Below are 24,857 nucleotides of genomic sequence, written 5' to 3' on the forward strand. Positions count from 1 at the left end.
AGGGGTCGCATGGAGCTGCGCGTTCACCGCCTCCCGTGGCTGGCCGGCGAGTTCCTGCCGCGACCGGCCCCGCCCCGGCGGGAGTGGTGGGAGGAGCAGCACGCCACCCGGCGACACGCCCGGCACTGCCTGCCGCTGACCATGGCGAACTCGCTGGGCTTCACCGTCCACTCGCCGTTCTCCTTCCGGGTCAGCTGGGACGGCGACGTCCACGGGCACGCGGTCGTCGAATCGGACGATCCGATGGCCCGGGTGAGCGCCCGCGCGGCGCCGGCCTCGTTCACGCTCCACCCCGGATTCGTGGTGGCGACCGACCATCCCGGCGAGTTCGTGCGCGTCGGCGGCGTCCCGAACCGCATCGCCCCGGCCTGGGTCGCGATGGAAGCCCTGATCGAGGCTTGGTGGAACCCCGCCGAGTTCAGCATCGTCTGCCTGCTCACCCGGCCCGGGACGGTGACGGTCGCCGCGGGCGACGCGGTGGCCCAGATGAACGTGTTCCTGGCCGAGGCCGGCGGCGCGCGGCTGCGGGTCGACGACAGTCCGCACGCCGAATGGGAGGCGTGGCAGCAACGGCGCGGCCGGCCCGAGTACGTGAAGGACCTGGACTACCTGCGCGGCCGGCACCCGGACGGCCGGCCGGTCGAGACCCACTACCCGTCGTGGCGATCGGTGTCCTGATCGCAGGCCGCCTCGCGGGGCGGCACGTGCACCGCCAGGCTGAGCCACCGCGGTCCGAGGCGTGCCATCGAACGCTCGGCGGCACACCGCTCGAGGAAGGCGCGCAGCGTTCCGGCGTCCACAGCGTCGGCCCGCACCTCGGGCAGGGCGGCCAGCGTCGCCAGCAGCTGGGAGCGGTCGCAATGCCGGTAGACGGCGGCCCGCCACCCGGTCAGCACCGTCCAGACCGGCGCCGCGACGCCGTAGCGGCTGTCGGCCAGCCGGATCGTGCCGTCGTCGCCCTGGCTCATCGTCAGCAGGCCGCGATCGGGCTCGCGCCGCCAGGCCAGCGCGGCGGCGATCGCCTCGCGGGCGTACGCGTCGGCGGCGCGGCCGTCCGGGTAGTCGAAGTCGAAGTAGTAGGCGATGCGGCGTGCCGCCTCACCGGCCTCCGGATAGAGGTGGTGGAACACCGCCATCGGCCGCACGCCGGTCAGCCCCCACTCGCCGGGGCGCTCGAAATACGGGCTGAACCGGTCCATCCGCACCGGGCCGTACCCGGCCGGCGGTTCCAGGTGCCACAGCGCCGGCAGCAGCTCGGCGATCTCCCGGTAGTCGTCGGAGGTCTCGCCGGGGAAGCCGTACATGAGGTTCCACAGTGGGCGGACGCCGTACTCGGCGCACCACTTGAGCAGCTCGATGTTGCGGGCCGCGGTGGTGCCCTTGCGCATCAGCGTGAGGACGTGGTCGGAGAAGCTCTCGATGCCCGGCTGCACGCGGGTCACCCCGGCGTCGCGCAGCAGCCGGACCTGCGCGCGGGTCAGGGTGGCCTTCACCTCCCAGAACAGCCGCACGTCCAAGCCGGCGGCGGCGAGCTTGGGCAGCACCGTGCGGAAATAGCGCGCGTCCAGGATGTTGTCGACCACCCCGAACTCCGCGACGCCGTGCCGGTTCCGCAGCTCGGCGAGCTCGTCCAGCACCCGGCCCGGCGACTTGCTGCGGAACGCCATGGTGCCGCCGTTCAACCCGCAGAACGTGCAGTGCGCCCGCGCTCCCCACCAGCAGCCGCGCGCCGTCTCGACCGGCAGCGTGGGCCGGATCGCGGCGCCGGCCGGCGTGCCGGACAGCTGGGCGAAATACGGGTCGAAGCACGGCGTGGGCACCTCGTCGAGGTCGCCGATCGGCGGGGCCGGCGCGCCGGCGCCCCGGGCGGCCCCGGCCACGGTGACGCCCGGGATGCCGGTCACCGGCCGGCCGGCGGCGCGGGCGCTCAGCACGGCCGGGAAGGACCGTTCGGCCTCGCCGGAGAAGACCAGGTCGACGAAGGGGAACAGGCGCTGCAGCGCCACGCCCATCTCGCCCTCACAGTTCGCGCCGCCGAACGCGACGGTCACCCCGGACCGGCTCCGGCGGATCCGCGCGGCCAGGGCCAGCGACGGCAGCTGCTGGTGGAAGACCGAGGTGAAACCGACCAGGGTGGGCGCGGACCGGTGCACGGCTTGCAGGCTGTCCTCCAGAAACGGTTCGACCGCCGTACGGATGGAACGCAGACGCCGCACGTCGGCGTCACCCAGTCGCCAGGTCCGGCGCAGCACCTCGTCGAAGTAGCGGTCGTCGGCGTCCTCGCGGCGCCCGTACAGCGCCTCCGCGAACAGCCACTCCCCGGCGAACGCGGTGTGCGGGAGGTCCATCACCCACTGGTAGTCGCGGTGGCCGACCATCTCGGCGAACCGGAACGTCCGGTAGCCGGTGTCGCAGGCCACCCCCGCCCGGTCGCACAAGGCCCGGAGCAGGCCGAGGGCGAGCGACGGCCGGTCCAGCGCCCCGAACGGCATGCTCAGCAGCAGAACCCGCTCGATCATGGCGCCCCGGCCGCCGGTGCCAACTGGTCCCACCGCAGCCGCAGCGCGGGCGGCGCGGACAGCGGCGCCGTGCTCCGCTGGGTCCACAGCACCGGCCGGCCATCGGTGCCGCGGGCCAGCATCGCCCGCCGTTCCAGCCGCAGGCCGGCCGGCGGAACCGCGGAGGGATCGATCTGGTGCGCCGGATCGGCCGCGCCGGCCCGCGGATCGGCGAGCAGGTCGCTGACCGGCGCCGGGGCCAGCACCGGTTCCGGCCCGGCGAGATCGGCGACGCGGGCCTGCACGAACCGGCGCCGTCCGCCGGAGTCGTCCAACTGGTATGGGTGCCAGCCAACCGGGACGTCACTGGTCGGGAGATAGGTGTACGCGAGGGCCTGCTGCGCGTCGATGCCGTCCGGCGGGGCAGCCACCGGACGGTCCGGGGTGGGTATCTCGCGCCCGCCGATCCGCCGTTCCACCGCCCACAGCAGGTTGGCGTCCTGATCCTCGCCGAGCAGGACGGTGTCCAGCACCGGGCCCTGCAGGGGCGTGCTCGCCGTGGCCCAGACGGCGAGCGAGCGGACGTCCAGGCCGTCGACGGCGAACAGGGTCCAGCCATCCTCCGGCGGCACGACCGGCCAGTTCTCGCCGAACGAGTCGTGCACCGCGACCTCGTGCAGGGTCACCACGCAGCCGCCCTGGGACGCGACCGGGAAGGTGAACCAGTCGTCGGAGTGGCCGCAGACCAGGTCGACGAGCAGGGTGGTGCTGACGTGGGCCCGGTCCGGCGGGTAGCCGCCGATGTCCACCTTGGCGTTCTCGATCTGCCACCAGCGCGGCGCCGGCGCCCCGCGGTAGGTGGCCCGGCCGGTGAGCACCGACACCGCCGGCGGCGGTTGCGCGGGCGCCGGGACCGGGCCGGAGGCGTCCACCGAGTACCAGTCGAGCGGGCCGCCATCGTGCCGGCGCAGCCGCAGCTGGACATCGCCGGCCGGTAGGTCGGCGTCGTAGCCGAACTGGGCCGGGTTCCACCGGTCGGCGGGCTCCGGCTGCGGCGGCGGGTCGGGGAACAGGGCCGGGTCGAGGCCCAGCTCGGCGCGGCGCCGCCAGAGGACGCGCCCGTCCGGGCCGCTGCCGTCGAGCACGTCGTACGGGGCGGGCAGCCCGGCGAGCAGCAGGCTCGGGTCGTCCGGGAGCGGCACGGCGGCGGCCACCCGCCGGCCCGCGGTGATCCGCCGGCCGGGCGTCCAGTGGTCGCCGGGCTCGGACTCGACGATCGCCTCGACCGGCGTGACCCGCGGATCGGCGGCGACATCGCCGACGGGCGCGGCGACCGGGACGTAGGAGGCGCGATACTCCACGCGTACGGGGGAGGAGGCGTTGCCGCCCTGCTGCTCCAGCATCTGCCAGCCGCGCCCGAGCATCCAGGCGGGATCGGCCAGCTCGGCGGCGAACCCCCGGGCCAGATCCTGCATTAGCGGCTCGGACTCCAGCCGTAGCAGGCGGTCGTAAACGATCATCGGGGCCGCCTCCTCAGGCCGGGCTCGGAGCCGAGGGCCGGCTCGCGGTCAGGGGCCGGCTCGCGGTTGACGGCCGGGCCGGGGTCGGGGGTCGGGTCGGGGGCGAGGGGGACCGCCAGCGGGCCCTCGGCGGGCAGCAGGGCGGCCGGCAGGATCGCGTGGGCGGCGGCCAGGTCGGCGGGTCGGGCCATCCGGGCGTGGGCGAGCTCGCGGGTCTCGGCCACGATCGTGATCAGGTCGGCGGGCTCGAGTGGACGGTCCGGGTCGGGCGGGACGGCGAGCAGGATCGCCTGCGGGGGCCGCGCGGTCGGCGCGTGGAAGCCGAAGACCGCCGAGGTGGCGCCCTCGGCCGCCGGGATCGTTTCCTCGAACCGGTCGATCAGGCCGACCGCGACCTCCGCCCCGGCCGCCATCCCGTCGAGCTGGAGTCCGGTCGGCGCGTAGGCCGCCACCAGCGGCGGGCCGGTCCCGTCCCGCTGCCACGGGTCGACCGGCCGGTTGGACCAGGCCACGAACGCGTCCCCGGCGCCGGCCGGGGCGGCCGCGGCGAGCTGGTGGGCCTCCAAGCGGGCCAGTGGCTCGCGGACAGCGGCCACGACGGTCAGCCACCGGTCGTCCAAGTCGGGCGTGGCGGCGAGGCCGGTCGGCAAGTCCGCGGCGGCGACCCGGCCCAGCACGGCCAGCCGTCCGGTCGGCGTGACCAGGTCGGCCAGCGCGGCGATCAGGTCGGCGCGGCTCAGCCCGGCGCCGTCGGGCGGGGCCGCGTCCACCCGTTTCGCCAGGAGCTCGGCGGCCCGCGCCGCCGGATCGGGAACGCCGTCCTCGGGCACCACGCCCCAGCGCCGGGCGGCGATGAGCGCGGCCGCCCGGTCGTCGGGCGAGACGGCCCGCAGCCGGGCCAGGATCGCCTGGGCGATCTCGCGCACGTCGCGGTAGCGCCGCTCGATGAGGCCGGCCGGGCTCTCCGGCGGCGGCGTGCGCCCGATCAGCGCGGCCAGCCGCACCGCCTGCCGGTGCCGGGCCGAGCCGGAGCGTTCGACGATCTCGCCGCCGCCCAGCGGTTCCGCCGGCCGCTCGACGATCTCGCCGCCGCCCACGGATTCCACCAGGCGCTCGAGGTCGTCGACCGCCAGCGCCAGCGTGTCCACCGGCTGCATCCGCAGGTCGGCCAGCGTGACCGTGGTCGCCGCCCCGACCTGCCAGCGCCAGTCGGCGGGAGCGCCCAGCTGCGCGGCGAGGAACGCGGCGAACGCCGGGTCGGCCACCGTCGCGGGTGGCACCTCGCTGAGCGCGGCGGCGTCGGCGGGCAGCGCGACCTCCGGCGGCGCCGGCAGCACGATCAGGCAGGCGCTGGAGACAGTGCGGCCCGGGCGCCGAGTCCGCAGCACCGAGAGGTCCGGCGGCCGGGCCAGGCCGGCGGCGGCGTCCATCGTGGCGCCCGCGCTCTCCCCTCGCCCTTCCACCACATCGAAGACCGCCTGCGCGATGAGCAGATCGCCGTACGCGTCGAGGCCCGCCCGCAGCCGGTCCAGGCCGGCGCGCGCGGGGCCGGGCAGGCCGAGGGCGCCCGGATCGGCGGCCAGCACCGCCCGGCCGTCGCACACCCGCCGGCCCGCGTGCTCGGCCCGGATCGGGAAGTCCCGGCGCAACCGCAGGACGGTGGCGCCGTCGCCGACGATCCGTTCCACTTCCAGGCCGAGCACCTCGGACAGGTGCAGGCCACCGCGCACGGCGGCGCCGAGCCGGTCGGCCGTGCGAACCGTGCCGGAGCTCAGATCCATGTGCCAGCGGTCCGGCTTGGGGTCGTTCCGGGCCCGGTCCCGCAGGATCATCGCGGTGGTGGCCTGCGCCTGCGACGGGGCGTGCAGCAGCCCGCCGCCGGTCGGGCCGGGCTCGCCGGTGCGCGGCGTGTCCACCCAGCCGTACGCGCCGAGCCGCCTCCGCGCGCCGGCCGCGCCCAGTGCCCGCAGCCGGCGCAGCGCCGGACCGGTGACCCACGGGTCGATCCGGAACGTGCTGGTGTCCAAGGTGGCGCGCAAGAGTCGGTCGAGGCGGCCGGCGTCGGCGTCGGCGAGACCGGCCACCGCGGTCAGCCCGGCCATCACCCGGGCCGGGCCGGCGGTCAGGTCGGCCGGGGCGACGGCGCGGATCCAGCGCTCGAGCGGCGTCTGCTCGGTGTCCTGGCGGAGCAGCGCGTCGAGCCAGGCCGACCAGTCGCCGAGCTTGGCGTGCCCGACATCGCCCACCGCCACCTGCAGGGCGCGGATCGCCAGCCGCAGCAGCAGGCTGTCGGCCGGCGTGCCGAGCACCTCGGTGGCCAGCCGTCGCGGGTCGGCGAGCAGCGCCGGGTTCGCCGCGGTGGCCTGCAGGAGGCGGCGCAGCATGGCCCCGGCGGTGTCGCCCGCGGCCAGGCTCGCGGGGCTGACCAGCGGGAGCGGGACGGCGGTGCTGCCGCCCACCGACGCGTACCGCCGTCGCGGGTCCAGGCCGATCTCCTCGGCCAGAGCCGCCTGGTCGCCCCAGCCGTTGCGCACGTCGATCCAGTCCTCGAAATAGCCGAGGAACAGCATCGCCATGTACCAGAGCTGCAACGGGCGGCTGTCGCGGTGGCGGTAACCGGTCGACGTCGGCACCTGCGCCAGCCGGTCCAGCAGGCCCTCGGTGTCCGCCCCCAGCACCGTGCCGCGCTCGCGAGCGGCCCGCGCCCACCGCTCCCGCAGCACCCGGAGCGCGCCGATCATGCCGGCCTCCACCGCCGGGTCGCCGGGAGCCGGTCGCCACTCGGCCAGCGAGGTCACCGGCAGCAAGCCGTACGGCTGATCGCCGATGCGCAGCGGTGGCCATGGTCCTTCCGGGCACAGGTTCCCGGCGGCCCAGGCGGCCGCGGCCTCGGCGTCCGGCAGGCGCCACACCGACGTCTGGGCGAACCCCCACAGCGCCGGCCACAGCCCCGCGGTCAGGTGCTCCGCGTGGGCGATGTGCTCCGGATCGTCGTCGAGCAGCACCCGGAACGCGTCCGGCGACCCGGTCAGGGCGGCGCTGACCGCCCGCGAGCTCGGGGTGGCGGGAGCGGAGAGCGCGTCCAGCCAGCGGTCCGGATCGTCGCCGAGATGCGCGGCCGGGGCGGCGTCCACGGTGTTGGTGGGATCGCCGGGCGACAGCAGGCCGAGCCGTCCCGCGGCCGCGTGGGCGGCGAAGAGCCGAGCCGGCTCCTGGTCCGTCTCGCCCAGGCCCGTCACGTACAGCGTCTCGATCTCGCCGGGGAAGTCGGTCAGATCGATCTCGCCGGCGACGCCGGCCTCGACCGCCTCGTCCCAGGACTCCCACCAGCGCCGGTCGTCCGGGTCGCTCGGGTCGGGCAGGTCGGCGCGGATCCGCTCGGCCCGCACGTCGAGAGTGAGCGCGAGTTCCGGCGGGGTGCCGGCGCGCACCAGCCACACCTGCAGGTGCGGCGGGAAGAACGGGATCTCCGGCAGGCGGGCGGTCGCGCGCAGGTCGTCCGGCCGGCCGTCGCGGAACGACTCGAGCAGCCAGACCGCCCGGCCACCGCCGACCTGCCCGGCGAACGCGCGCCACGCCTGCCGGGCGTCGGGGGCGCCGGGCTGGTCGCCGGCCACCGCCAGGTAGCGCTCCAGCAGGTCGAGCTCGCCGGCGCGGGGCAGCGGATCGTGCCGGTCCAGCCACGGCTCGTCGGGAATCACCCGCAGCCGCAGCCGGGCGCCGTCGAAGCGGGTCTCGATGCGCAGCGGCAGCAGCACGCCGACCGTGTCCGTCATGGCAACTCCTCGGGCATCAGGTCGGCGCCGCCGATCAGCACCCGCACGGGATCGGCGAAGGAAAGCTCGGCGAAGTCGGCGCCGTTCGTCGCGGCGGCGGCCGCCGCGACGTCGTTGTGGAAGCGGTAGCCGGCGGCGGGTTCCTCGAAGGCCACCCAGAACCGGCCGAACGTCGCGGGGTCGAACCCGCGGAAGCCGAAGAACATCACGTCGGATCCGATCCGGCCCTGGAACGACGGCAGGACCCGGCCCGCGTCCGGCGCGGGGTCGCGGGAGAAGTCGGGTTCGCCGTCGTGCTCGGCGGAGAGCAGGTAGACGAGCGTGGCCGGGTACCGCAGGAACAGCTGCCCGCGCGCCACCAGCACGGCGTGCGGGCCGGCCGGGCCGTCCGGCTGGTTGAGCGGGTCGCCGAGGTCCGCGGTCGCCGGCCACTGCCGCACCGGCCGGATGTCGTCGGCGGGCTCCCCGGCCGCCGTGTCGACCTGACCCCAGAAGGTGCGCAGCGGGGTGCAGCCGGCGGCGATCGGCAGGTTGCGCCAGCGCAGCTCGGCGAGGAACTGTCCGTTGAGGCCGAGCAGCAGCGACTGGACGAAGGTGGCGTTGGTCTGCATCCCGACGACCCGGTCCCGCTCCAGGGCGGCGGCGCCGGGCAGCAGCCAGTCCGGCGCGGTGTCGGCGAGCATCCGCCAGGCCGGCGTGGTGATCCGGAAGCAGAGCTCGGGCGGCGCCTCGGGCGCCTGCGGGTCGAGACCGTCGAACCGGTCCAGCACCCGGGTGCGGGCCGCGGCGTCCGGCCGGGTGGGGTCGAGCGCGGCGTCGACCCCGGCGGCCAGGTCGCCGAGGCGGACCGGCCGGCACGGCGGTGGCGGGCCGAGCGGCTGGCGCAGCGCCCGCAGCAGCCCGACCAGCTCGGCCTGGCTCTCGGTGGGCGCGGTGTCGTTGCGGATCGGGTCCGCGAACCCGGACACCGCGGCGGCGTCGCGCGGCTGGTCGACGAGGGCGGCGAGCAGGCCGCTCAGATAGCCCCAGGGCAGCGGCTTGCGTTGCCCGGCCAGGTCGCGGATCTTCCGCACCACCGCGTCGATCAGGGCTTGGTCGTCCGGCCCCGACTGGGCGCGCACGGTGGCGAAGGCGGCCAGCAGCTGTGGTGGCGGCAGGGGCGGGGGAGGCGGCGGGGGTGGGGGCGGCGGCGGGGGTGGCGGCGTGATGACGGGCGACGGCGTGACGATGGGCGACGGGCTGACGACCCCGACCGCCGGCGCCGCGCCGCTTGCCGGGCCGGCGAGCGCCTGCGCCAGCTGCCGGATCCGGTCGAAGAAATCGGCGGCGCCCAGCCCGGCCGGGCGGAACCCGATCTCCGCCTCCTGGTCGCCCGGCGGGCACCGGTTGGCGGCGTGCAGCACGGCCACCGGGTCGAGCGCGGCCGCGTCCGTGCCGGAGCTGCGCGCCGGCCCGGGCCGCAGGATGCGGCGGCAGGCCGACGAGAAGATCCCGGCGGGCAGCGGCCGGTCGTCGGCGGTGGCCAGCGCGGCCAGCGTGCCGTCGCCGGTGACCGTGCGGCGCAGGGCCGGGCCGAGCACCCACAGGCGGCGCAGCGCGTCGGCCGGGAAACGCCGCCGCCACAGCGACCCGCTCGCGGCCAGGCCGAGACTGAGGTCGCGGATGCGCTGCGCCGCCGCCTCGGCGGCGCCCAGCTGGTCGGCGGCCTGCTGGATCAGCTCCTCCTGCCGGGTGACGCCGAGGTCCAGCCCGAGGCCCGCAACGCCGCGATGCCGGGGGTCGCCGTTGACGGTCCGGCCCCACGCGGCGCCGGCCACGTCGGCCCGCCAGTCCTGGCCGTACCGGGGGAGGCCGAGCACCGGGCGGCCCCGGTCGTCGTGCGCCGGGGTGGCGAGCGTCGACAGGTCCGCGGCGACCTCCGGGGGCAGGGCCGGATCGGTCGCGTCGCGCCGGATGAGGGCGCCGCGCACGGCGAGCGTCGCTCCCGGCGTACGCGGATAACCCAGCCCGGCCGACCCCACGCCCGCGCCCGCCGTCCCCGGCCTCAGGCGCCGGGCCAGCGCGGCGAAGTCCCCGCCCGGCCCGGTCCGGAACCGCCACGAGTCGTAGACCGGCAGATCCGCCCCGCCGGCCGCGGTCCAGGCGTCGCCGCCGTCCGCGCCGAACGCGGGAACGAGCGCGGCGACGTACTCGGTCTCGGGCTCCAGCGGGCGCGGCGAGAGGATCCGGGCGATGTCCCGGCCGGTTCCCCGCTGCACATGCGCCCAGCGCGCCGAGCCGGCGAGCGGATGGGCCGCGCAGACCGGCGCGGCCGGCCGCACGCGACCGTCCACGATCGGCAGTTCCGCCTCGGTGCCGACGAGCAGCGCCAGCCAGGGCCGGAACACCAGGTCGGCGGTGCCCGGGTTGGCCGCCGGGGTGTACCGCCAGGGGAGTGAGGCGTCGGCGAGCTCCGCGTACGGGCACTTGGTGGTCTCGGCGTCGATGGCGCCCGGCTCGGGGAACCGCCGGCGGACCGCGCCCGGCTGCAGGCCGGTGACGTCGCGCGGGCCGGCGAGCAGCACCGACAGCGTCGCGGTGTCCTCGCCGGTGACGGCGCCGCTCGCGTCGCGGGCGGTGAGCGTCGCGTCGAAGGTGACCCGCGGGCGGCCCGCGTCGACCGCGGTGACCAGGTCACCGACGGCCGGGCGGACCCAGCCGTGGAAGTCGATGCTCTCCGGCATGCCGCCCCCTAGAAGTCGAAGGTCGAGACGCGGTCTCCGGCTGCGGTCGCCACCGCGTCGTTGGCTCGCGCGAGCTGATGGGCCTGGGCCTCGGGCAGACCGGAGCCGGTCGTCGTGCCGTCGGCGGCGGTGACCGTCCACGCCTCCGGGTGGGCCGTGATCGCCGGTTCGATGGCGGCCGGGGTCGCCACGCCGCCGCGCTCGTCCACCGCGGACGACATCCACGGCGGCATCGCGGTCCCGGTGACCTTGCTCGGCGGCCCGGCCGTCCGGTACTGCTCGTACTCGACGGCGTGCGCCACCGGCCGGGACGCCGTCTCGTCCCCGGCGCCCCAGGCGAGGCCGCTGGGCAGCTCCTCGACGCCACGCCGGTTGAGCGCCTCGCTCTCGGACAGCTCGGTGAAGCTGCCCGGCGCATACCAGTCCCGCGTCGCGGTGGCCGGCCGCGGGCTGGCGACGGTGATCGTCTCGTGCCGTTCCACCGGCGCGCCCTCGAACCGCTCCAGCAGCAGGCCCAGCGGCGCGCGCCGCTGCTCCCAGGTGAGCCGGCCGATCGGCACGAGCACCGGCGGAGTTCCCTCGGCCGCCGGGGCGAGCCCCACGTACGGGTCGTCGCCGCCGCTGGTGACCAGGTTCGACGGCAGTCGCAGCTCGGCGCCGAGCTCGGGCAGCACGCTGGTGATCGGGTGCGCCTCGGGCGGGGTGCTGCTGCCTAGGGCGAAGGTCGCGTTCCAGCAGATCTCCAGGAACAGGATCTCGAAGCAGAGCTCGCCGGTGAAGGTGACCGGCCCGGGACCGGACAACACACCGGTGACCCGTACGCCGGCCAGCGTGGTGCCGTGGAACTTGACCTGCACGCTCGCCTGGAACGCGAACTCGAACCAGAAGGGCTGGAACCGGATCAGCGCGTCGAAGCCGAGGAACCCCTCCGCGGTGATCGGGCCGGCGTTCACCACGACCTGCACCGCCGCCCCGAACTGCACGGTGTTCGTGGTGAGCGCGAAGTAGGCCTCGAAGCGCAGGTACAGCTCGTCGGTCGGCTGGCCGCGGCTCATCGCGACCCGGGTGAGGCTGGCCGGGAAGGCGAGCGGCGCCGGGTCGTACGCCGGGTGGAACCCGCCGATCGACAGCACCAGCGACGGCTGGTCGCCCCAGCAGAGCCGGAAGGCCGCGCCGCCGGTGAGCTCGAAGACCTCCAGCAGCTGGCTGTCCATCAGCACGGCGTCGAACTCGAGCACCTTCTTGGCGAAGTCCAGCACGCCCAGGATGTCCAGCCGGATCTGCAGGTACGGTCCCTCGCCGGACGGGTTCTCGATCGCCGCCCGGGCCGAGCCGAGCAGCACGATCCGGCTCGGGCCGGGCAGCTCGATGATGATGCCCAGGTCGAGCCGGACCAGGGCCGCCCAGGAGAGCTGGACGGTCGGCCCGACGACGGTCACACCGGGCGCCACGGGGAACACCGTGCCCAGCTCCCGCAGCAGCAGCGGGGCGTTGCGGACCGGGTCCTCCGGCGCGAGGACCCGGCCGACGGTGCCGGAGGCGAACGACTGCCGCAGCGCGTCCACGTCGACCCGGCGGTTGAGCCCGAGCAGGCCGCCCACGCCGTTGAGCGCGATGCCGAAGCCGAGCTGGATGGCGGGGAACTCGGCCCGCAGCAGGATCAGCAGCGCGAAGCCGGGCAGGCCGGCCGGCAGCTTGGTGTCGAGGATCCCGATCGCGGTGATCCCGAACGTGCTGATCTTGAGCTGGAGGACGCCGGAGTAGCGCCCGGCCGGCTCGTCGAACTCGATGAAGCCGCCGCCGGTGACCGGGCCGGCCTCGACCCGCATGCCGATCCCGCGCGGTGGCAGGAAGCGGACGCCGAGGTTCACCGGGCCGAGGTTGCCCTGGCCGAGGGTGATCACGACGGCGGCGCCGACACCGTCGACGGCGGCCGCGAACGGGCCGAGGGCGATGCCCGCCGAGATCCGCGCGCCCACGCTCAGGCCGGTCTGGTCGATGCCGAGTCCGATGTCGAGGCGGTCCAGGCTGACCGGGCCGAGCTGGACGGTGAGCGGGATGCTGATCTCCAGCGCGGCGCCGGCGCGCACCGTGAGGCCGTCGCGCGGGTTCCAGTCCGCCGCCAGGTCGGCGGCGCCCTCCAGGGTGCCGGGCAGGAATGCGCCGAGGAAGCTGTCGGCCCCGCCGAGCGCGACGACCAGCCGTCCACCGGTGACCTCCGCGGCCACACCTGGCGCGAACTCCGGGGTGCTGCCGCTGCCGCCGGTGGCGGTGCCGGTGAACCGCAGGGCGATGGCCCGCGCCTCCAGCCGGGTGCCGCCGGCCTGGCCGAGCAGCACGATCGCCGGGTCCAGCCGGGCGCCGCTCAGGCCGACCCCGAAGGAGACCGACAGGCTGCCCTGCGGCGGCCGCAACTGGACCTGGAACGGCGGCGTGACCTGCGCGGACAGTCCCACTTGGAACTGGCCGGCCGCGTCGGTGACGACCGCCCACGTCGCGTTCAGCGGCAGGCTGCGGCTCACCTGCGCGGCGCCGCGGAACCGGAGGCTGACGTCGAGCTTCGGGTCGGTGGCCGGGTCGGTCAGGTGCATCTCGAACAGCCCGGCCTCCAGCACGGCCGGCGTGCCGGGCGCGTTCAGGAGCAGCACCGGCCAGCCGAAGCCCTCGTCCAGGAAGAGCCGGATCCGGTCGAGGAAGCGCACCTCGTCGACGCCGTCGGGGCTCCAGCCGAGCGCGTCCCGCGCGTACTCCTCGGGCCGGGTCAGCAGCACCGGCAACCGGTCCAGGCGCAGCCGCCGCCGTTCGTAGGCCGGGCGCAGCGGATCCGCCGGGTCACCGGGCTCGGCCACCCGCTCGATCAGGCCGAGGAGCTCGATCAGCGCCGCCGTTCGGGGCACCGCGGTCCGCAACCGATCGACGATGAGGAACTCCAGCAGCCGTGCCGGCAGCTGCGCCAGGACCGCGACGACCTCGGCCATTTGCGCGTCGGTCAGATCCGCGTCCGCGCACAGTCGCTCCACCGCCTCGGCGAAGGTGACGATCGCCGCGATGATCTGCCGCACGGTGTCCAGCAGCCCGGTCGCCGCCGCCAGGGCCGCGTCGCTGTCGTCGCCGGCGATCGCCTCGATCAGGTCGGCCAGGTCGGGCGCGAGGTCGTCGGCGAGGCCCGCCGCGTCGGCGAGCGCCCCGACCACGTCGTCGGCGTCGGTCACCACCGGCGGCGGGCGCAGGCCCAGATCGGCCAGCAGCCCGGCGGCGCCGCCCTCGTCGACCCGCTCCCGCAGCAGGGACAGCGCCGCGCCGAGCTCGCGGGCGATCAGTTCCAGGGTCCCGGCCATGGCGGTCAGCCGATGAGCCCGGCGGCCCGGGCGACCCGGGTGAGCGGTTCGGGGGCGAGCAACGCGAGCAGGGCGTCGCCGTGCGCCGCGATGTCGCGCCGCAACGCAGCGCTGCCGTTGCGGGCGAGCGCGTCGAGGAAGGCCCGCACCCGGCCGCGGACCGGCGCGAGATCCATGGCGAGATCCTGGCGCCACGGACCGGGTGGGACGTCGGCGAGCGTGCGTAACCCGCGCAGCAGCCGGGGGCCCTCGAGCCGGTGCCAGGTGACGGCCACCCGCGGGCGGCCGTCGATCAGCGCGCGTGCCTCGGCGAAATGCAGGCTGATCAGGGCGGTGAGCGTGGCCGTCTCGGGAAGGCCGGCCAGCCGGTCGACGAAGGCCATCGGCGTGCCCGGCCCGGGCCGCGGGCCGGCACCCGATCCGGCGAGGGGCGCCGGGACCGGCGGCGGCGCCGGGAGGTTCGGCGAGACCGCGTTGGCCGCGTCCACCTTGCCGTATCCCCACACCGGATCGTAGGTGGAGGGCCCGGGATTGCCGTCCGGCCGGCGGGCGGTGGACCGGAGCCGCGGCTGAAAGGCGTCGGATTGCAGCGTCGGTTCGCGCTGCATCATCAGCGCGATGACGCCGGCGACATGCGGAGCGGCCATGCTGGTGCCGGTGTTCGTCATGTACTCGTCGGTGCAGCAGTCGCAGATCTCGCCGTAGCTCTCCTTGACCTGCTCGGCCGCTTCCGGTCCGATGTCCGCCCGCGCCGAGTAGATCTTGGTGCCGGGTGCGGTGAGGTCCGGCTTCTCGATGTGGTCCGGGTTGGGCCCGCGGACCGGCCCGCGACTGGAGTAGTCGGCGATGCCGCCACCGAAGAGGCCGAAGATCAGCGGCTTGTTGTAGGAGCCGACGGCGATGGCCCGGTTCGCGGTGGCCGGCGTGGTCACGGTCGTCGCCGCGGTTTGATGCGAGGTGAACATCAGCGTCTTGTCGAAGGTCAGCGCCCAGATGTCGGCGCTGGTCGAAACCGGCTCGGTGTTGGCCAGGCGGATCGCGAAACGGGCCGGGCGGGCGGACGGGAGGCCCTCCGTACGGGCGAGCGTGAGGTCGATCCAGACCCAGTTGTCGTGGTTACGGACGTTGTTGCGGAACGATCGGATGGTCACCTTGTTCGGCTTCGCCGCCCCGGCCGGGAAGGTCCAGGAAACTTCCGGGCCGTCCGGCGTGGCGAAGGGACTGACCAGCGTCTCCAGCAGGCCCGGGACGACGAAGGCGACTTCGAGGTCGCCAGTGCCCGGATACCAGATCTCGAAGCCCACCGAATCCGGCCACGCGTCGGGCATGGTGAACTCCACATCCTCGGCGTTGGCCGCCCCACCCGGCGCGACGGTCGCCCGTGCGTGGTGGTCGGCGTCCCCTTCGTTGCCGGCGGCTACCACGAGCGCCCGCGCCCGGTTGCCCGCGAACGGCAGCAAGGCCGCCTCGACCAGCACCTCCTCGACGGTGTTGCCGTCGTGCGGCCCGGCGTTGGAACCGCGGCTGTAGTTCACAACGACCGGCCGATCGAGATCGTCGGCGATGCGCCAGATGAAGTTGAGCGCGTAGGTCAGCACGGACTGCGGCAGCGGGTTCGGGTCGTCGGTTCGCCGGCAGCGGATCAGGATGAGGTCCGCCTCCGGCGCCACGCCGACGAAGTGGTTGCCGACGCATCCGGTGCGTCCCCGGCCGTTGCCGGCGGCGATGCCGGCCACGTGCGTCCCGTGCCGCGTCCCGCTCACGACCTTCTGCTGCCGCCGCCGGTAGTGGTCGTCGCTCTCGCCCGCGTCGCGCGGCGGGAAATGTGGCCGGAGCCAGGACGGCAGCGGGTTGGCTTGCAGCGCCGCGGTGATCTGGCCGTTGTCCCATGCCCAGCCGAAGTTGAAGGGCTGCGGCGGCGCACCCGTCGCCGGCGCGGTCACGAACTCGTCCTGATCCCAATAGGCCAGTACCCGGCTGCTGTTGTCCTGCTTCCGGAAGGTCGGGTGGGTCAGGTCGAATCCGCCGTCCACGACGGCGACGATCACGTCCCGGCCGGTGAGCGAGAGCGGCGGGCGCTGCACGACATCGGCGCGGATGTCGGGCACGCTCTCCTCCAGCAGCGGTTCGTGCCGGGCCGGGGCCTCGACGAACTCCACCTGATCCAGATCGGCGAGCTCGCGCAGCCGCCCCGCCGGGACCGTGCCCGCGGCGACAGTCGCCTCGCGCCGCGGGTGGGGCGACACCACCATCGGGGTGAAACCCACCGCGACCAGCGCGTCGATCGAGCCGGTGAACAGCACGTGCACGTCGACCCGGGGCTCCGGCTCATCGGCGAACCGGGCCTGCCGGCGGCTCATCCGGTCGAGCAGTTCTTCGAAGGCGGGGTCGAGGCTGCTCATGTCGTCTCCTGACCGGGAAGGGAACTAGGGCATCTCGACGGCGCCGATGTCGCAGGCCGCGCCCTGCGGCCTCGGCGTTCCGCGCTGGTCGAGGCCGGCGCAGGCGGGGGCGGCGGGCCCGGCGTCGATCGCCGGGCTGCCCGCGAGCAGCTCATGGGTGGCGGTCGGCCCGCCGTTGGCCGCGAGCGGGCCCAGCAGCGGGTCCTGGCCGCTGAGGTCGCCCGTCCCGGCGAGACCGCAGGTGACGCCGCGGTCGAGGTTGTGGCCGGCCGAGGTCAGCACGCCGCTGCAGTTGGCGCCGGCGCCGTCGAGCACGGTGCCGCCGATGGTGAGGGCGGCGCCGGCGCCGTTCACGATGCTGCTTCCCGTGGCGGCCGTGTTCCCGTGCAGGGTCGTGGCCGTCACTGTCGTGGTGCCGCTCGTGTTCCGGATGCCACCGCCCGACGTGGTGCCGTCATTTCCGCTGAAAGTGCTGGTCAGGACGATCAGCGAGCCCGTGCCCGTGTTGATGCCGCCGCCGGACACCAGGGCCAGGTTGCCGGCGAACGTGCTGCCGGTGACCCGCATGGCGCCCAGGTTGAAGGCGCCGCCGCCGGCCCCGGTGGTGTTCGTCTCCAACGTGCTCGCCGTGACCGTGGTCGTGGTGCCCAGATCGGTGAACAGCCCGCCGCCCCAGCGCGGGGCGGTGTTTCCGGTGAGCGCCGACTCGGTGACATGCAGCGTGCCGCCGCTCCAGATGCCGCCGCCGACCGCGGTGGGGTCCGTGGCGGCATTACCGGCGATTCGCGTACGGAGCAGGTCGGCGTACGCGTCGAACTCGACGTAGATGCCGCCGCCGCCCACGTCGGTGGCCGTATTGCCGGTGACGGCGACATCCGTCAGGGCGGTGGTGGACGCGCGGTTACCGGACACTCCGCCGCCGGCGCTGGCCCGCCCGCCCCGGACGATCGATCCCGACGCTTCCAGGTCACCGTTGTTCGCGATGTTGCCGCCGTGCGAGAGCGAGCCGAGCAAACCATTGCGCATCTCGACGTCGTGCATGACCATCCGCGGCGGCGCCGGCTCGAGGTAGTCGCCGACCAGCACGTTTCCGCCGTCCTCGGTGGTCGGGGGATTGCCGTTCTCGATCGTCAGGCCCTCGAGCATCACGCTGACGCCGGGCCGGGTGTGACCGAGGGCGTGCCAGACCCGGTCGCCCAGCCGCCGGCCGACCCCGCCGATCACGGTCGCGGCGTGCCCGCCGCCGATGACGGTCAGGTCGTCGGTCACGTCCAAATCGCCGGTGGCGGCCGCGTCCTCGCCGGCACCCGTGATGATCAGCGGGATCCGGGCCGGCCCGACACGGATCTGGTCCGGGCCGGGGCGCGCGTTGGCCTCCATGACCGCGGCCCGGAGCGTGCACTGGGTGGGTACGGCGGTCTCGCAGATCCCGTTCCCCGGCTGGGCGTCCACGGCGTCGACGGGACTGTTGACCACGTACGAGTCGGTCTGCCGCTCGAAGGCGCCGATGTCGCAGCGGGCGCCCTGCGGTCGCGGCACGCCGCGCTGATCGGTTGCCGGGCAGCGGGCCGGATCCCCGGCGTCGACGGCGGGGCTGGTCACGGCCAGGGCGTGCGTGCGCGTCGGCCCGATCGAGTAGGCCAGCGACGCAAGGCCCGGATTGGCGTGCTGCAGGTCGCCGGCGGCGGTGAAGCCGCAGCTCGCGCTGTCCTCCAGGTTGTGGCCAAGGGACACCACCGGCCCGTAGCAGTTCACCCCCGGCACGAACGCGCTGTCGGCGACGATGGTGTTGACGGCGCGCACGGTCCCGCCGGCGGCGGCGAGGTTGATGAGGCCGCCGGTGTTGCCGGCGATGGTGACGTTGACCAGCGAGGTCGGACCGCCGACGAGCAGGCCGCCCGGGTCGCCGGTGTTGCCGCTGATCGTGACGTTCTCCAGGACGCTGTTGCCGCTGGTCAGCAGGCCGCCGGCCGGCAGGCCGCCGGCGTTGCCGGAGGCGTGGTTGCCACTGATCGTCGTGGCGGAGAAGCGGGCGACGCCGCCGGTGAAGACGCCGCCGGAGTCGCCGGCCGCGCGGTTTCCGGCCACGGTCGACCGGTTGGTCAGCAACGTGCCGCGGTTGGCGACGCCACCGCCGCTGCGCTGGGTCTCGTTGCCCTTGATCGTGACCGTGGTGAGCTCGGCACGCGCCGTCGGCGACTCGACGGCCAGGCCGCCACCGTTGCCGGTGGCCGTGTTGCCGGTCAGGGTGCTGGCGTCCAGCCGGAGCACGCCGAGGGTGCGGACGGCACCGCCGGCGCCCGTCACGGCCCCGCCGGTCACGGTGAGCCCGGACAACTCGGCGACGATGCCGGCGCCGGCCGGATCGACATCGAAGACCCGATCCCCGCCAGCCAGCCCGCGGCCGTCCACCATGGTCCACCGGGCGCCGTTCCCGGCGATGGTCACGTCGTCGGTGACGTCCAGGTCGCCGAGGAACCCCTGGTCCTCGCCCGCGCCGGCCCGGGTCAGCCGCAGCCTCTCACCCTTGTGCGCCGGAGACAGCGGCGGAAAGGCGATCCGGTCGTGCCCCGGGTTGGCGTTCGCCTCCTCGACCGCGGCCCGCAGCGTGCAGCCACCGTTGACCGCCTGGCACACGCCATCGCCCGGGCTCGTGTCGGGCTCGTCGACCGTCCGATCCACCACGAGAGTGAGCGGCACCGCTGCGGATGCTGCCGCTGGCCAGCCGGCATATGCGGCGGTGAGCAGCACGGCCACGGTGGCGGCCCCGGCGCGCAAGCGGGCACCGTGCCGCGTCGAGGTGCGTCCGGTCATCCGTTCAGCGTCTCCGCCGGCCGGCGCCATGTCCCTCCGGCAAGTCCCCATGGCATGGCGCGGATCGGAATGCGGGAGTTCCCGGATGCGCCGCCACCCCCGCGTGCGCTACCGAATATGGATCCCGGCCGTGCTCGCCATGGAGGACCGCCGTGCCGGACTTGAGGTTCATCGCGCGAGTGACGGCCGTGCTGCTGACCACGGGCGGCGCGGCGCCACGGTCGTGGTCCGGCCGGCGGCGGTTGCAGGCGGTGGTTCAGGCGCGTCTCGGCGGGGATCGGAAGGCCGCCGCGCTCCTCGCCGCGGCCGGCGAACGCCCCCGGCCCGACCTCGCCGCCGCGCTCGCCGCGCAGATCCGGCGGGTGGCCGAGGCCGACCCCCGCTTCGCCGTCGCGCTGCGGCAACTCGTGGTGGACGCCTACGCCGAGCCGGGCGTCGCCGACGGCCTCCCCGACCCAGCACCCCTGGTGGAGTGATGGGTCAGGGTGGGGCGACGCCGGCCTCGGTGAGGTAGCGGACCAGCTGGGTTCGCGAGGACAGGCCGAGCTTGCGGTACACGCTGGACAGATGGGCCTCGACCGTCTTGCGGGACAGGAAGATGGCGGCGGCCACCTCGGGGTTGCTCAGGCCGCGGGCCACGGCCGTGGCGACCTGCAACTCCTGCGGGGTCAGCCGCCCGACCGGGCTGGGGTCGCGGGCCGGGCCGGGCGGGCGCTCCCCGGCGGCCGCCAGTTCGGCCGCTGCCCGGCGGGCGTAGGGGTCGGCGCCCAGGCGGCGGAAGACGGCCAACGCCTCCCGGAGCGTCGCGCGCGCCTTCGCGGGACGGCGGTGGCGGCGCAGCGCCTCGGCGTGACACTGCGCGCTGCGGGCCCGCTCGAACGGGTCGCCCACGAGGCGATGCAGCTCGTCCGCGGCGGCGAAATGGGCGTCGGCCTCCTCGGGGTCCTCCGACAACATCCCGTGGCAGCGCTCGGCCACCGCGCGCGGCGTGGGGAGGCCGGTCGCGGCGGCTCGGCGGTCGAGGTCGGCGAGGCAGCGCTCGGCCTCGTCCACGCGGCCGCATCGCCAGTACGCCTCAACCAGGTCGGGCTGCCAGAGGATCGCGTTCGGGTTGCCGATGCCGTTCGCGCCGGCGAAGTCGCGGACCTCCTCCAGGTCCGGCACCGCCCGCTCCGGCGCCCCGGCGGTCAGGTGCAGCAGGCCGCGTACCCCGCCCTCCCACATCGCGAGGCCGCCGGTGCCGAGCGGGCCGGACATCCGCGCGGCGCGGTCCAAGCGGGCCGCGACCAGGCCGGCCCGACCGCGTACGGCGTCCAGGCGGGCCAGCAGGACCAGGGAGAAGCCGATCGTCAGCGGCAGCCGGGTCTCCTCGGCCAGACGCAGCGCCTCCTCGGCCCGGGCGTACGCCTGCACCCAGTCGCCGGTGCGGCGGTCCACCTCGCTGCGGTAGTTGAGCGCGTGACCCAGGGTGGCCAGCTGCCCGGCCCGGCGCGCCGCGTCGATCACCCGGTCGAGCAGCCGGCGCGCCTGATTCTGCTCCTCCGACCAGTGGTAGCAGGCCCCGATCAGGCTGAGCACGAGCGCGTCCGCGACCGGGTCGAGCGCGCTTGCCGCCGCGTCCAGGGCCGTTCGCGCGGCGGCCGGCTGCCCGCCGAGGACCAGTGCCTGCGCCAGCACGGCGCCCGACCGGGCCAGCACCTCCGGGTCGCCGGCGGCCTCGGCGAGCCGGACCGCCCGGCGGCAGGACTCCTCGGCCGCCCGGACCCGGCCCTCGGTGAAGATGGGCAGCGCCGCCTCGCAGAGCAGCCGGGCGGCCCGCCCGGGGTCGGTGGCCGCGGCGGCGTCCGCCGCCGTGGTCAGGACCTGCAAGGCGATGGCGGGCGTGCCACGGGTGATGAGCGCCCGGCCGCGCATCAGGTCGACGTCGGCGGCGGTGCGGGGATCCGCGGTCAGCATGCGCGCGTGATCGAGCCAGGAGGTCGCCTCGTCCAGCCGGCCGCCGCCGAGCGCGTCGGCGCCCGCCTGCAGCAGGCGGCGGGCGCGGCGCTCCGGGTCGGTGGCGAGCTGCGCCGCCCGGTAGGTGACCCGGGCCGCGGCGGCCAGCCCGGACCGGTCGCGCATGCGCCGCGCGGCCTGCTCGAGCTCGTCGGCCAGGTCGTCGTCCGGCGCCGTGGCCGCGATGGCCCGGTAGCGCAGCCGGGTGTCGTCCGCCGAGGAGGCGATCAGGGCCTGGTAGGCGCGCCGGCGCGCCCAGCCGCCGGCGGCGCTCTCGACCGCCGAGCGCACCAGCGGGTGGCAGAACCGCACCCGGTCGCCGTCGGTGACGATCAGCCCGGCGGCGTCGGCCGGATCGAGGACACCGGGCGGCAGGCCGAGCGTCTCCAGGGCGGCCAGCAGCACCGGCACCTCCGGGGCGGCCGCCAGGGCGAGGACGAGCAGCGCGGTCCGGGTGTCCTCGGGCAGCGGGCCGAGCTGGTCGGTGAAGGCCCGGGTCAGGTCGGCGCCGAGCGGCAGCGCGTCGGGCAGCGGCCGGACGCCGGCGAGCTGCTGCTCGTCCAGGTGAGCCGCCACCTCCCGCAACGCCAGCGGGTTGCCCCGGGTGGCCTCCCACATGCGGCCGGCGACCTGCGGCGCGATCGGGGCGCCGCGGAACTGCTCGGCCAGCCGGCCGCTGTCGGCCGCGTCGAGGCCGGTCAGCGCGAGGCGCTCGAGGCCGCGGATGTCCAGCTCGGCGGCCGCGCCGTCGCGGACGGTGAGGAGCATGCCGACCGGGTCGTTCGCCAGCCGGCGGGCGGTGAAGGAGAGCACCGCGGCCGATGCCGGGTCGAGCCAGTGCGCGTCGTCGGCCACCACCAGCACCGGCAGGTTCTCGGCGGCCACGGTGAGCAGGGTGAGCGTGGCCATGCAGACGGCGTAGCGGGCGGCCGGCTGTGCGGCGGCCTCCAGCGCCAGCGCCGTGCGCAGCGCGGTCGCCTGCGGCGGGGGCAGCTTGCCGATCAGGGGCAGCAGCGGGCGCAGGGCGTCGCCGAGCGCCACGAACGGCAGCTCGGACTCCGACTCCAGCCCGACGGCGCGCAGCACGGTGCAGGCGCGCGCCTCCGCCATCGCGCACTCCAGCAGCGCGGTCTTGCCGATGCCCGGCTCCCCGGCGATCACCAGGGCGCCGCCCCGGCCCTGGCGCAGGCCGTCGAGCAGCGCCGCGACGCGGCCACGCGGGGCGTCCCGGCCCACCAGGGATACGGCACCAGCCACAGCCGGCACAGCCATATCCCTCATTCCCACGCGGCCCGGACATCGTGTCAATCGCCGATCCGACCCAACGCCCGGCCGGACGGACAGGCCGTACTCCTCTTTCCGGATATGTCCGTAATTACCATGACTTGTTAGTTTTGGAGAAGACGCAGCCAGCGTCGGCACCAGCGGAAGAAGGACGCCCTATGACGCAGGACCGCCGCATGACCGTCCGCTCGACGCCCGACCGCCGCCGCAGCGAGCCCGGTGGCCCGCGCCGCGCGCCGCTGGTGAGCGTCGTCATCCCGGCGATGAACGAGGAGCTGAACCTGCCGCACGTGTTCGGCGCGCTGCCGGCCGGGCTGCACGAGGTCGTCCTGGTCGACGGCGGTTCGGTCGACAACACCGTGGCGGTCGCCCGGCAACTGCGCCCCGACGTCGTGGTGGTGCGGCAGACCCGTACGGGAAAGGGAAATGCTCTTGCCAGTGGCTTTGCCGCCTGCACCGGCGACGCCATCGTCATGATCGACGCGGACGGCTCCACCGACCCGGCCGAGATCAACCGGTTCGTCGAGGCGTTGATCAACGGCGCCGAGTTCGCCAAGGGCTCCCGGTTCGGCGAGGGCGGCCACAGCCACGACATCACCCCGCTGCGCCGGGCCGGCAACATGGGCCTCAACATGTTCGTCAACCGGCTCTTCGGCACCAAGTTCACCGACCTCTGCTACGGCTACAACGCGTTCTGGCGCCGCGCCGTACCCGTGATGGATCTTCCCTCGACCGAGCTGCCGGCCCCCGCCGACGGGCGCAAGCTGTGGGGCGACGGCTTCGAGATCGAGACGCTGATCAACATCCGGGTCGCGGCCAGCGGCATGCGGGTGCGCGAGGTCTCCAGCATCGAGCACCTGCGCATCCACGGCATGAGCAACCTCAATACCTTCCGCGACGGCGCCCGGGTGCTGCGCACGATCCTCAGCGAGTACCGCCGCCGCGGGGCCATGCGCCGTACGGAAGCGCTCGTTCGTGCCGTGGAGTCCGACAAGGTCGTGCCGGTGCTCGCTGTCCCCGGCGGCAAGTGGTACGGGACCGTGGACGCCCTGCTGACCGCCGAGACTCAGATGCCGCGCGCTTCGTAGATCCCGACGGCGGCGTCGGCGTCCTCGCCGTAGGTCCGCTGACCCCGGAAGACGATCAAACTGCCGATCACCAAAGGCAGCAGGACCACCGTGTACGCCCAGCGCAGCGACCCGGTGGCGTCCGAGGCCAGGCCGATCAGCCACGGTCCGAGGGCGCCACCGAGGGTGACCAGCAGCTGCAGCACCGCGAAGCCGAGGCCGCGCCGGTGTGCGGCGACCACGTCGGCGTTGGCCGCGGTCAGGTTGGCGATGGCCGCCGAGAAGCCCACGTTGGCGAGGGTGAAGCAGATCGCCTGCGGCCCGAGGGCCGGCACGCCGACCGCCCCGGCCAGGAAGACGGTGCCGAACAGCAGCGACCAGCCGCCGATCGCCACCCGCCGCCGGTGGTGGCGGTCGCCGAGCCAGCTGCCGGCCAGGATCCCGGCGACGATGCCGACCAGGCCGGCGCCGCCGCCGATGGCCGCCGCCGAGGCCTCGGGCAGGCCGAACTCGCGGGCGTAGAACGACGGCATCCAGAAGAACAGGCCGCCGAGGCCGAAGAACAGGATGCTCAGGCCGGTGATCACCGAGCGCAGGGTGCGGATCCGCAGCAGGGTGGCCAGCTGCGCCCGCATCGGGGCGGCCGGCTCGGGCGCTTCCACCTCGGCGGCGGCCGCGTCGTCGTACCAGCGGGAGAGGCTGTCGCCGACGCCGCGCACCGGTTCGCGGACGGTCAGCACGAGCAGCGCGATCACGATGCCGGGGACGGCGATCAGGAAGAACCCGGTGCGCCAGCCGACGGTCTGGGCGAGCGCGCCTCCGGCGATGACGCCGATCGGCAGCCCCGCGAAATAGGCCATCCGCTCGTAGCCGTACGCGCGGGCCCGCCCCGGCCCCGGATAGAGGTCGCCGAGCAGGCTCGACGACGGCGGGTTGTAGAGCTGACCGGCCGCGCCGAGCAGCACCCGCACCGCGAAGAGCGTCGCGTACGACCCGGCCAGGCCGGTGCCGACGGTGAGCAGCGCCCAGACCGCGACGACCGCGGCGATGGTCCAGGTGCGCTTGCCGGTGTCGGCGAGCTTGCCGGCCGGCAACAGCAGCACGATCGCGGCGAGGGCGCCGGCGGTGGCGATCGCGCCGCCCGCGCTGTCGCTGAAGCCGAACTCCTCCTGGATCGTCGGCAGCGCCCCGGCCAGCAGGTTGTATTCCACCCGGTCGATGGCGGCGACGAGCGCCACGCAGATCGCCGGCCACCACCCGAACGGCGCCCCGGCCCCGCGCCGGACCGCGATCGGCCGCCGCCCCGGATAGGCCGCCACCTCGCGGGTCTGGGCTTCGATCATGCCCGGCACCCTACCGTTGGGAAACGGTGTTTCGCCAGGGGACACAAGTCTCACCTTCCCGGGATGAGGCCCTTCCGCCCGGTCGTGCCGATGCTGA

Annotated in this window: 12 protein-coding genes; 3 read left to right on the top strand and 9 right to left on the bottom strand. The window is 75.2% G+C overall.

Features of this window, described 5'->3' with window-relative positions; all coding sequences use genetic code 11:
• Positions 1-9: 9 nt before the first annotated feature.
• Positions 10-678, top strand: coding sequence for a DUF6065 family protein (locus ACQPZX_RS13105; RefSeq protein WP_433379224.1), 669 nt, complete (start codon positions 10-12; stop codon positions 676-678).
• On the opposite strand, the gene ACQPZX_RS13110 is transcribed toward ACQPZX_RS13105, so the two are convergent.
• Genes ACQPZX_RS13110 through ACQPZX_RS13140 form a run of 7 tightly spaced genes read right to left on the bottom strand, consistent with a single transcriptional unit; the run spans position 651 to position 19,071 of the window.
• Complete coding sequence (locus ACQPZX_RS13110; protein ID WP_433379227.1) at positions 651-2,519, bottom strand: RiPP maturation radical SAM C-methyltransferase; 1,869 nt, start codon at positions 2,517-2,519, stop codon at positions 651-653. The genes ACQPZX_RS13105 and ACQPZX_RS13110 overlap by 28 nt on opposite strands.
• On the bottom strand, positions 2,516-4,018 hold the full coding sequence (locus ACQPZX_RS13115; RefSeq protein ID WP_433379229.1) for a hypothetical protein: 1,503 nt from the start codon (positions 4,016-4,018) through the stop codon (positions 2,516-2,518). The genes ACQPZX_RS13110 and ACQPZX_RS13115 overlap by 4 nt, the downstream gene beginning before the upstream one ends.
• Entirely contained in the window at positions 4,015-7,794 is a 3,780-nt protein-coding gene (locus tag ACQPZX_RS13120; RefSeq protein WP_433379232.1) for a hypothetical protein, read from the bottom strand. The genes ACQPZX_RS13115 and ACQPZX_RS13120 overlap by 4 nt, the downstream gene beginning before the upstream one ends.
• The gene (locus ACQPZX_RS13125) at positions 7,791-10,517 is read right to left on the bottom strand and encodes a hypothetical protein (protein ID WP_433379235.1); all 2,727 of its coding nucleotides are present in this window, start codon (positions 10,515-10,517) and stop codon (positions 7,791-7,793) included. Before ACQPZX_RS13125 ends, ACQPZX_RS13120 begins: the two co-directional genes overlap by 4 nt.
• An 8-nt stretch (positions 10,518-10,525) precedes the next feature.
• Positions 10,526-13,855: a DUF6603 domain-containing protein gene (locus tag ACQPZX_RS13130; protein WP_433379238.1), complete on the bottom strand. Its 3,330-nt coding sequence runs from the start codon at positions 13,853-13,855 to the stop codon at positions 10,526-10,528.
• A 5-nt stretch (positions 13,856-13,860) separates the two neighbouring features.
• A complete protein-coding gene (locus ACQPZX_RS13135) occupies positions 13,861-16,257 on the bottom strand; it encodes a S8 family serine peptidase (RefSeq protein WP_433379241.1) in 2,397 nt (798 codons plus the stop codon).
• Positions 16,258-16,281: 24 nt separating this feature from the next.
• Complete coding sequence (locus tag ACQPZX_RS13140) at positions 16,282-19,071, bottom strand: choice-of-anchor Q domain-containing protein (RefSeq protein ID WP_433379244.1); 2,790 nt, start codon at positions 19,069-19,071, stop codon at positions 16,282-16,284.
• Between the two features lie 152 nt (positions 19,072-19,223).
• Here ACQPZX_RS13140 and ACQPZX_RS13145 point away from each other — a divergent pair, with 152 nt between their 5' ends.
• Positions 19,224-19,547 (top strand): hypothetical protein, encoded by a 324-nt coding sequence (locus ACQPZX_RS13145; RefSeq protein WP_433379247.1) that lies wholly within the window; start codon positions 19,224-19,226, stop codon positions 19,545-19,547.
• A 4-nt stretch (positions 19,548-19,551) separates the two neighbouring features.
• Here the strand turns inward: ACQPZX_RS13145 and ACQPZX_RS13150 are convergent, their stop codons facing one another.
• Complete coding sequence (locus ACQPZX_RS13150; RefSeq protein WP_433379250.1) at positions 19,552-22,302, bottom strand: helix-turn-helix transcriptional regulator; 2,751 nt, start codon at positions 22,300-22,302, stop codon at positions 19,552-19,554.
• A 206-nt stretch (positions 22,303-22,508) separates the two neighbouring features.
• Here ACQPZX_RS13150 and ACQPZX_RS13155 point away from each other — a divergent pair, with 206 nt between their 5' ends.
• Entirely contained in the window at positions 22,509-23,438 is a 930-nt protein-coding gene (locus ACQPZX_RS13155; RefSeq protein ID WP_433379253.1) for a glycosyltransferase family 2 protein, read from the top strand.
• On the opposite strand, the gene ACQPZX_RS13160 is transcribed toward ACQPZX_RS13155, so the two are convergent.
• Positions 23,417-24,760: an MFS transporter gene (locus ACQPZX_RS13160; RefSeq protein ID WP_433379256.1), complete on the bottom strand. Its 1,344-nt coding sequence runs from the start codon at positions 24,758-24,760 to the stop codon at positions 23,417-23,419. The two genes, ACQPZX_RS13155 and ACQPZX_RS13160, sit on opposite strands and share 22 nt — an antisense overlap.
• Positions 24,761-24,857: the final 97 nt, after the last annotated feature.

The sequence above is a fragment of the Actinoplanes sp. CA-142083 genome, assembly GCF_050942195.1.
In the GTDB taxonomy this organism is placed as follows: domain Bacteria; phylum Actinomycetota; class Actinomycetes; order Mycobacteriales; family Micromonosporaceae; genus Actinoplanes.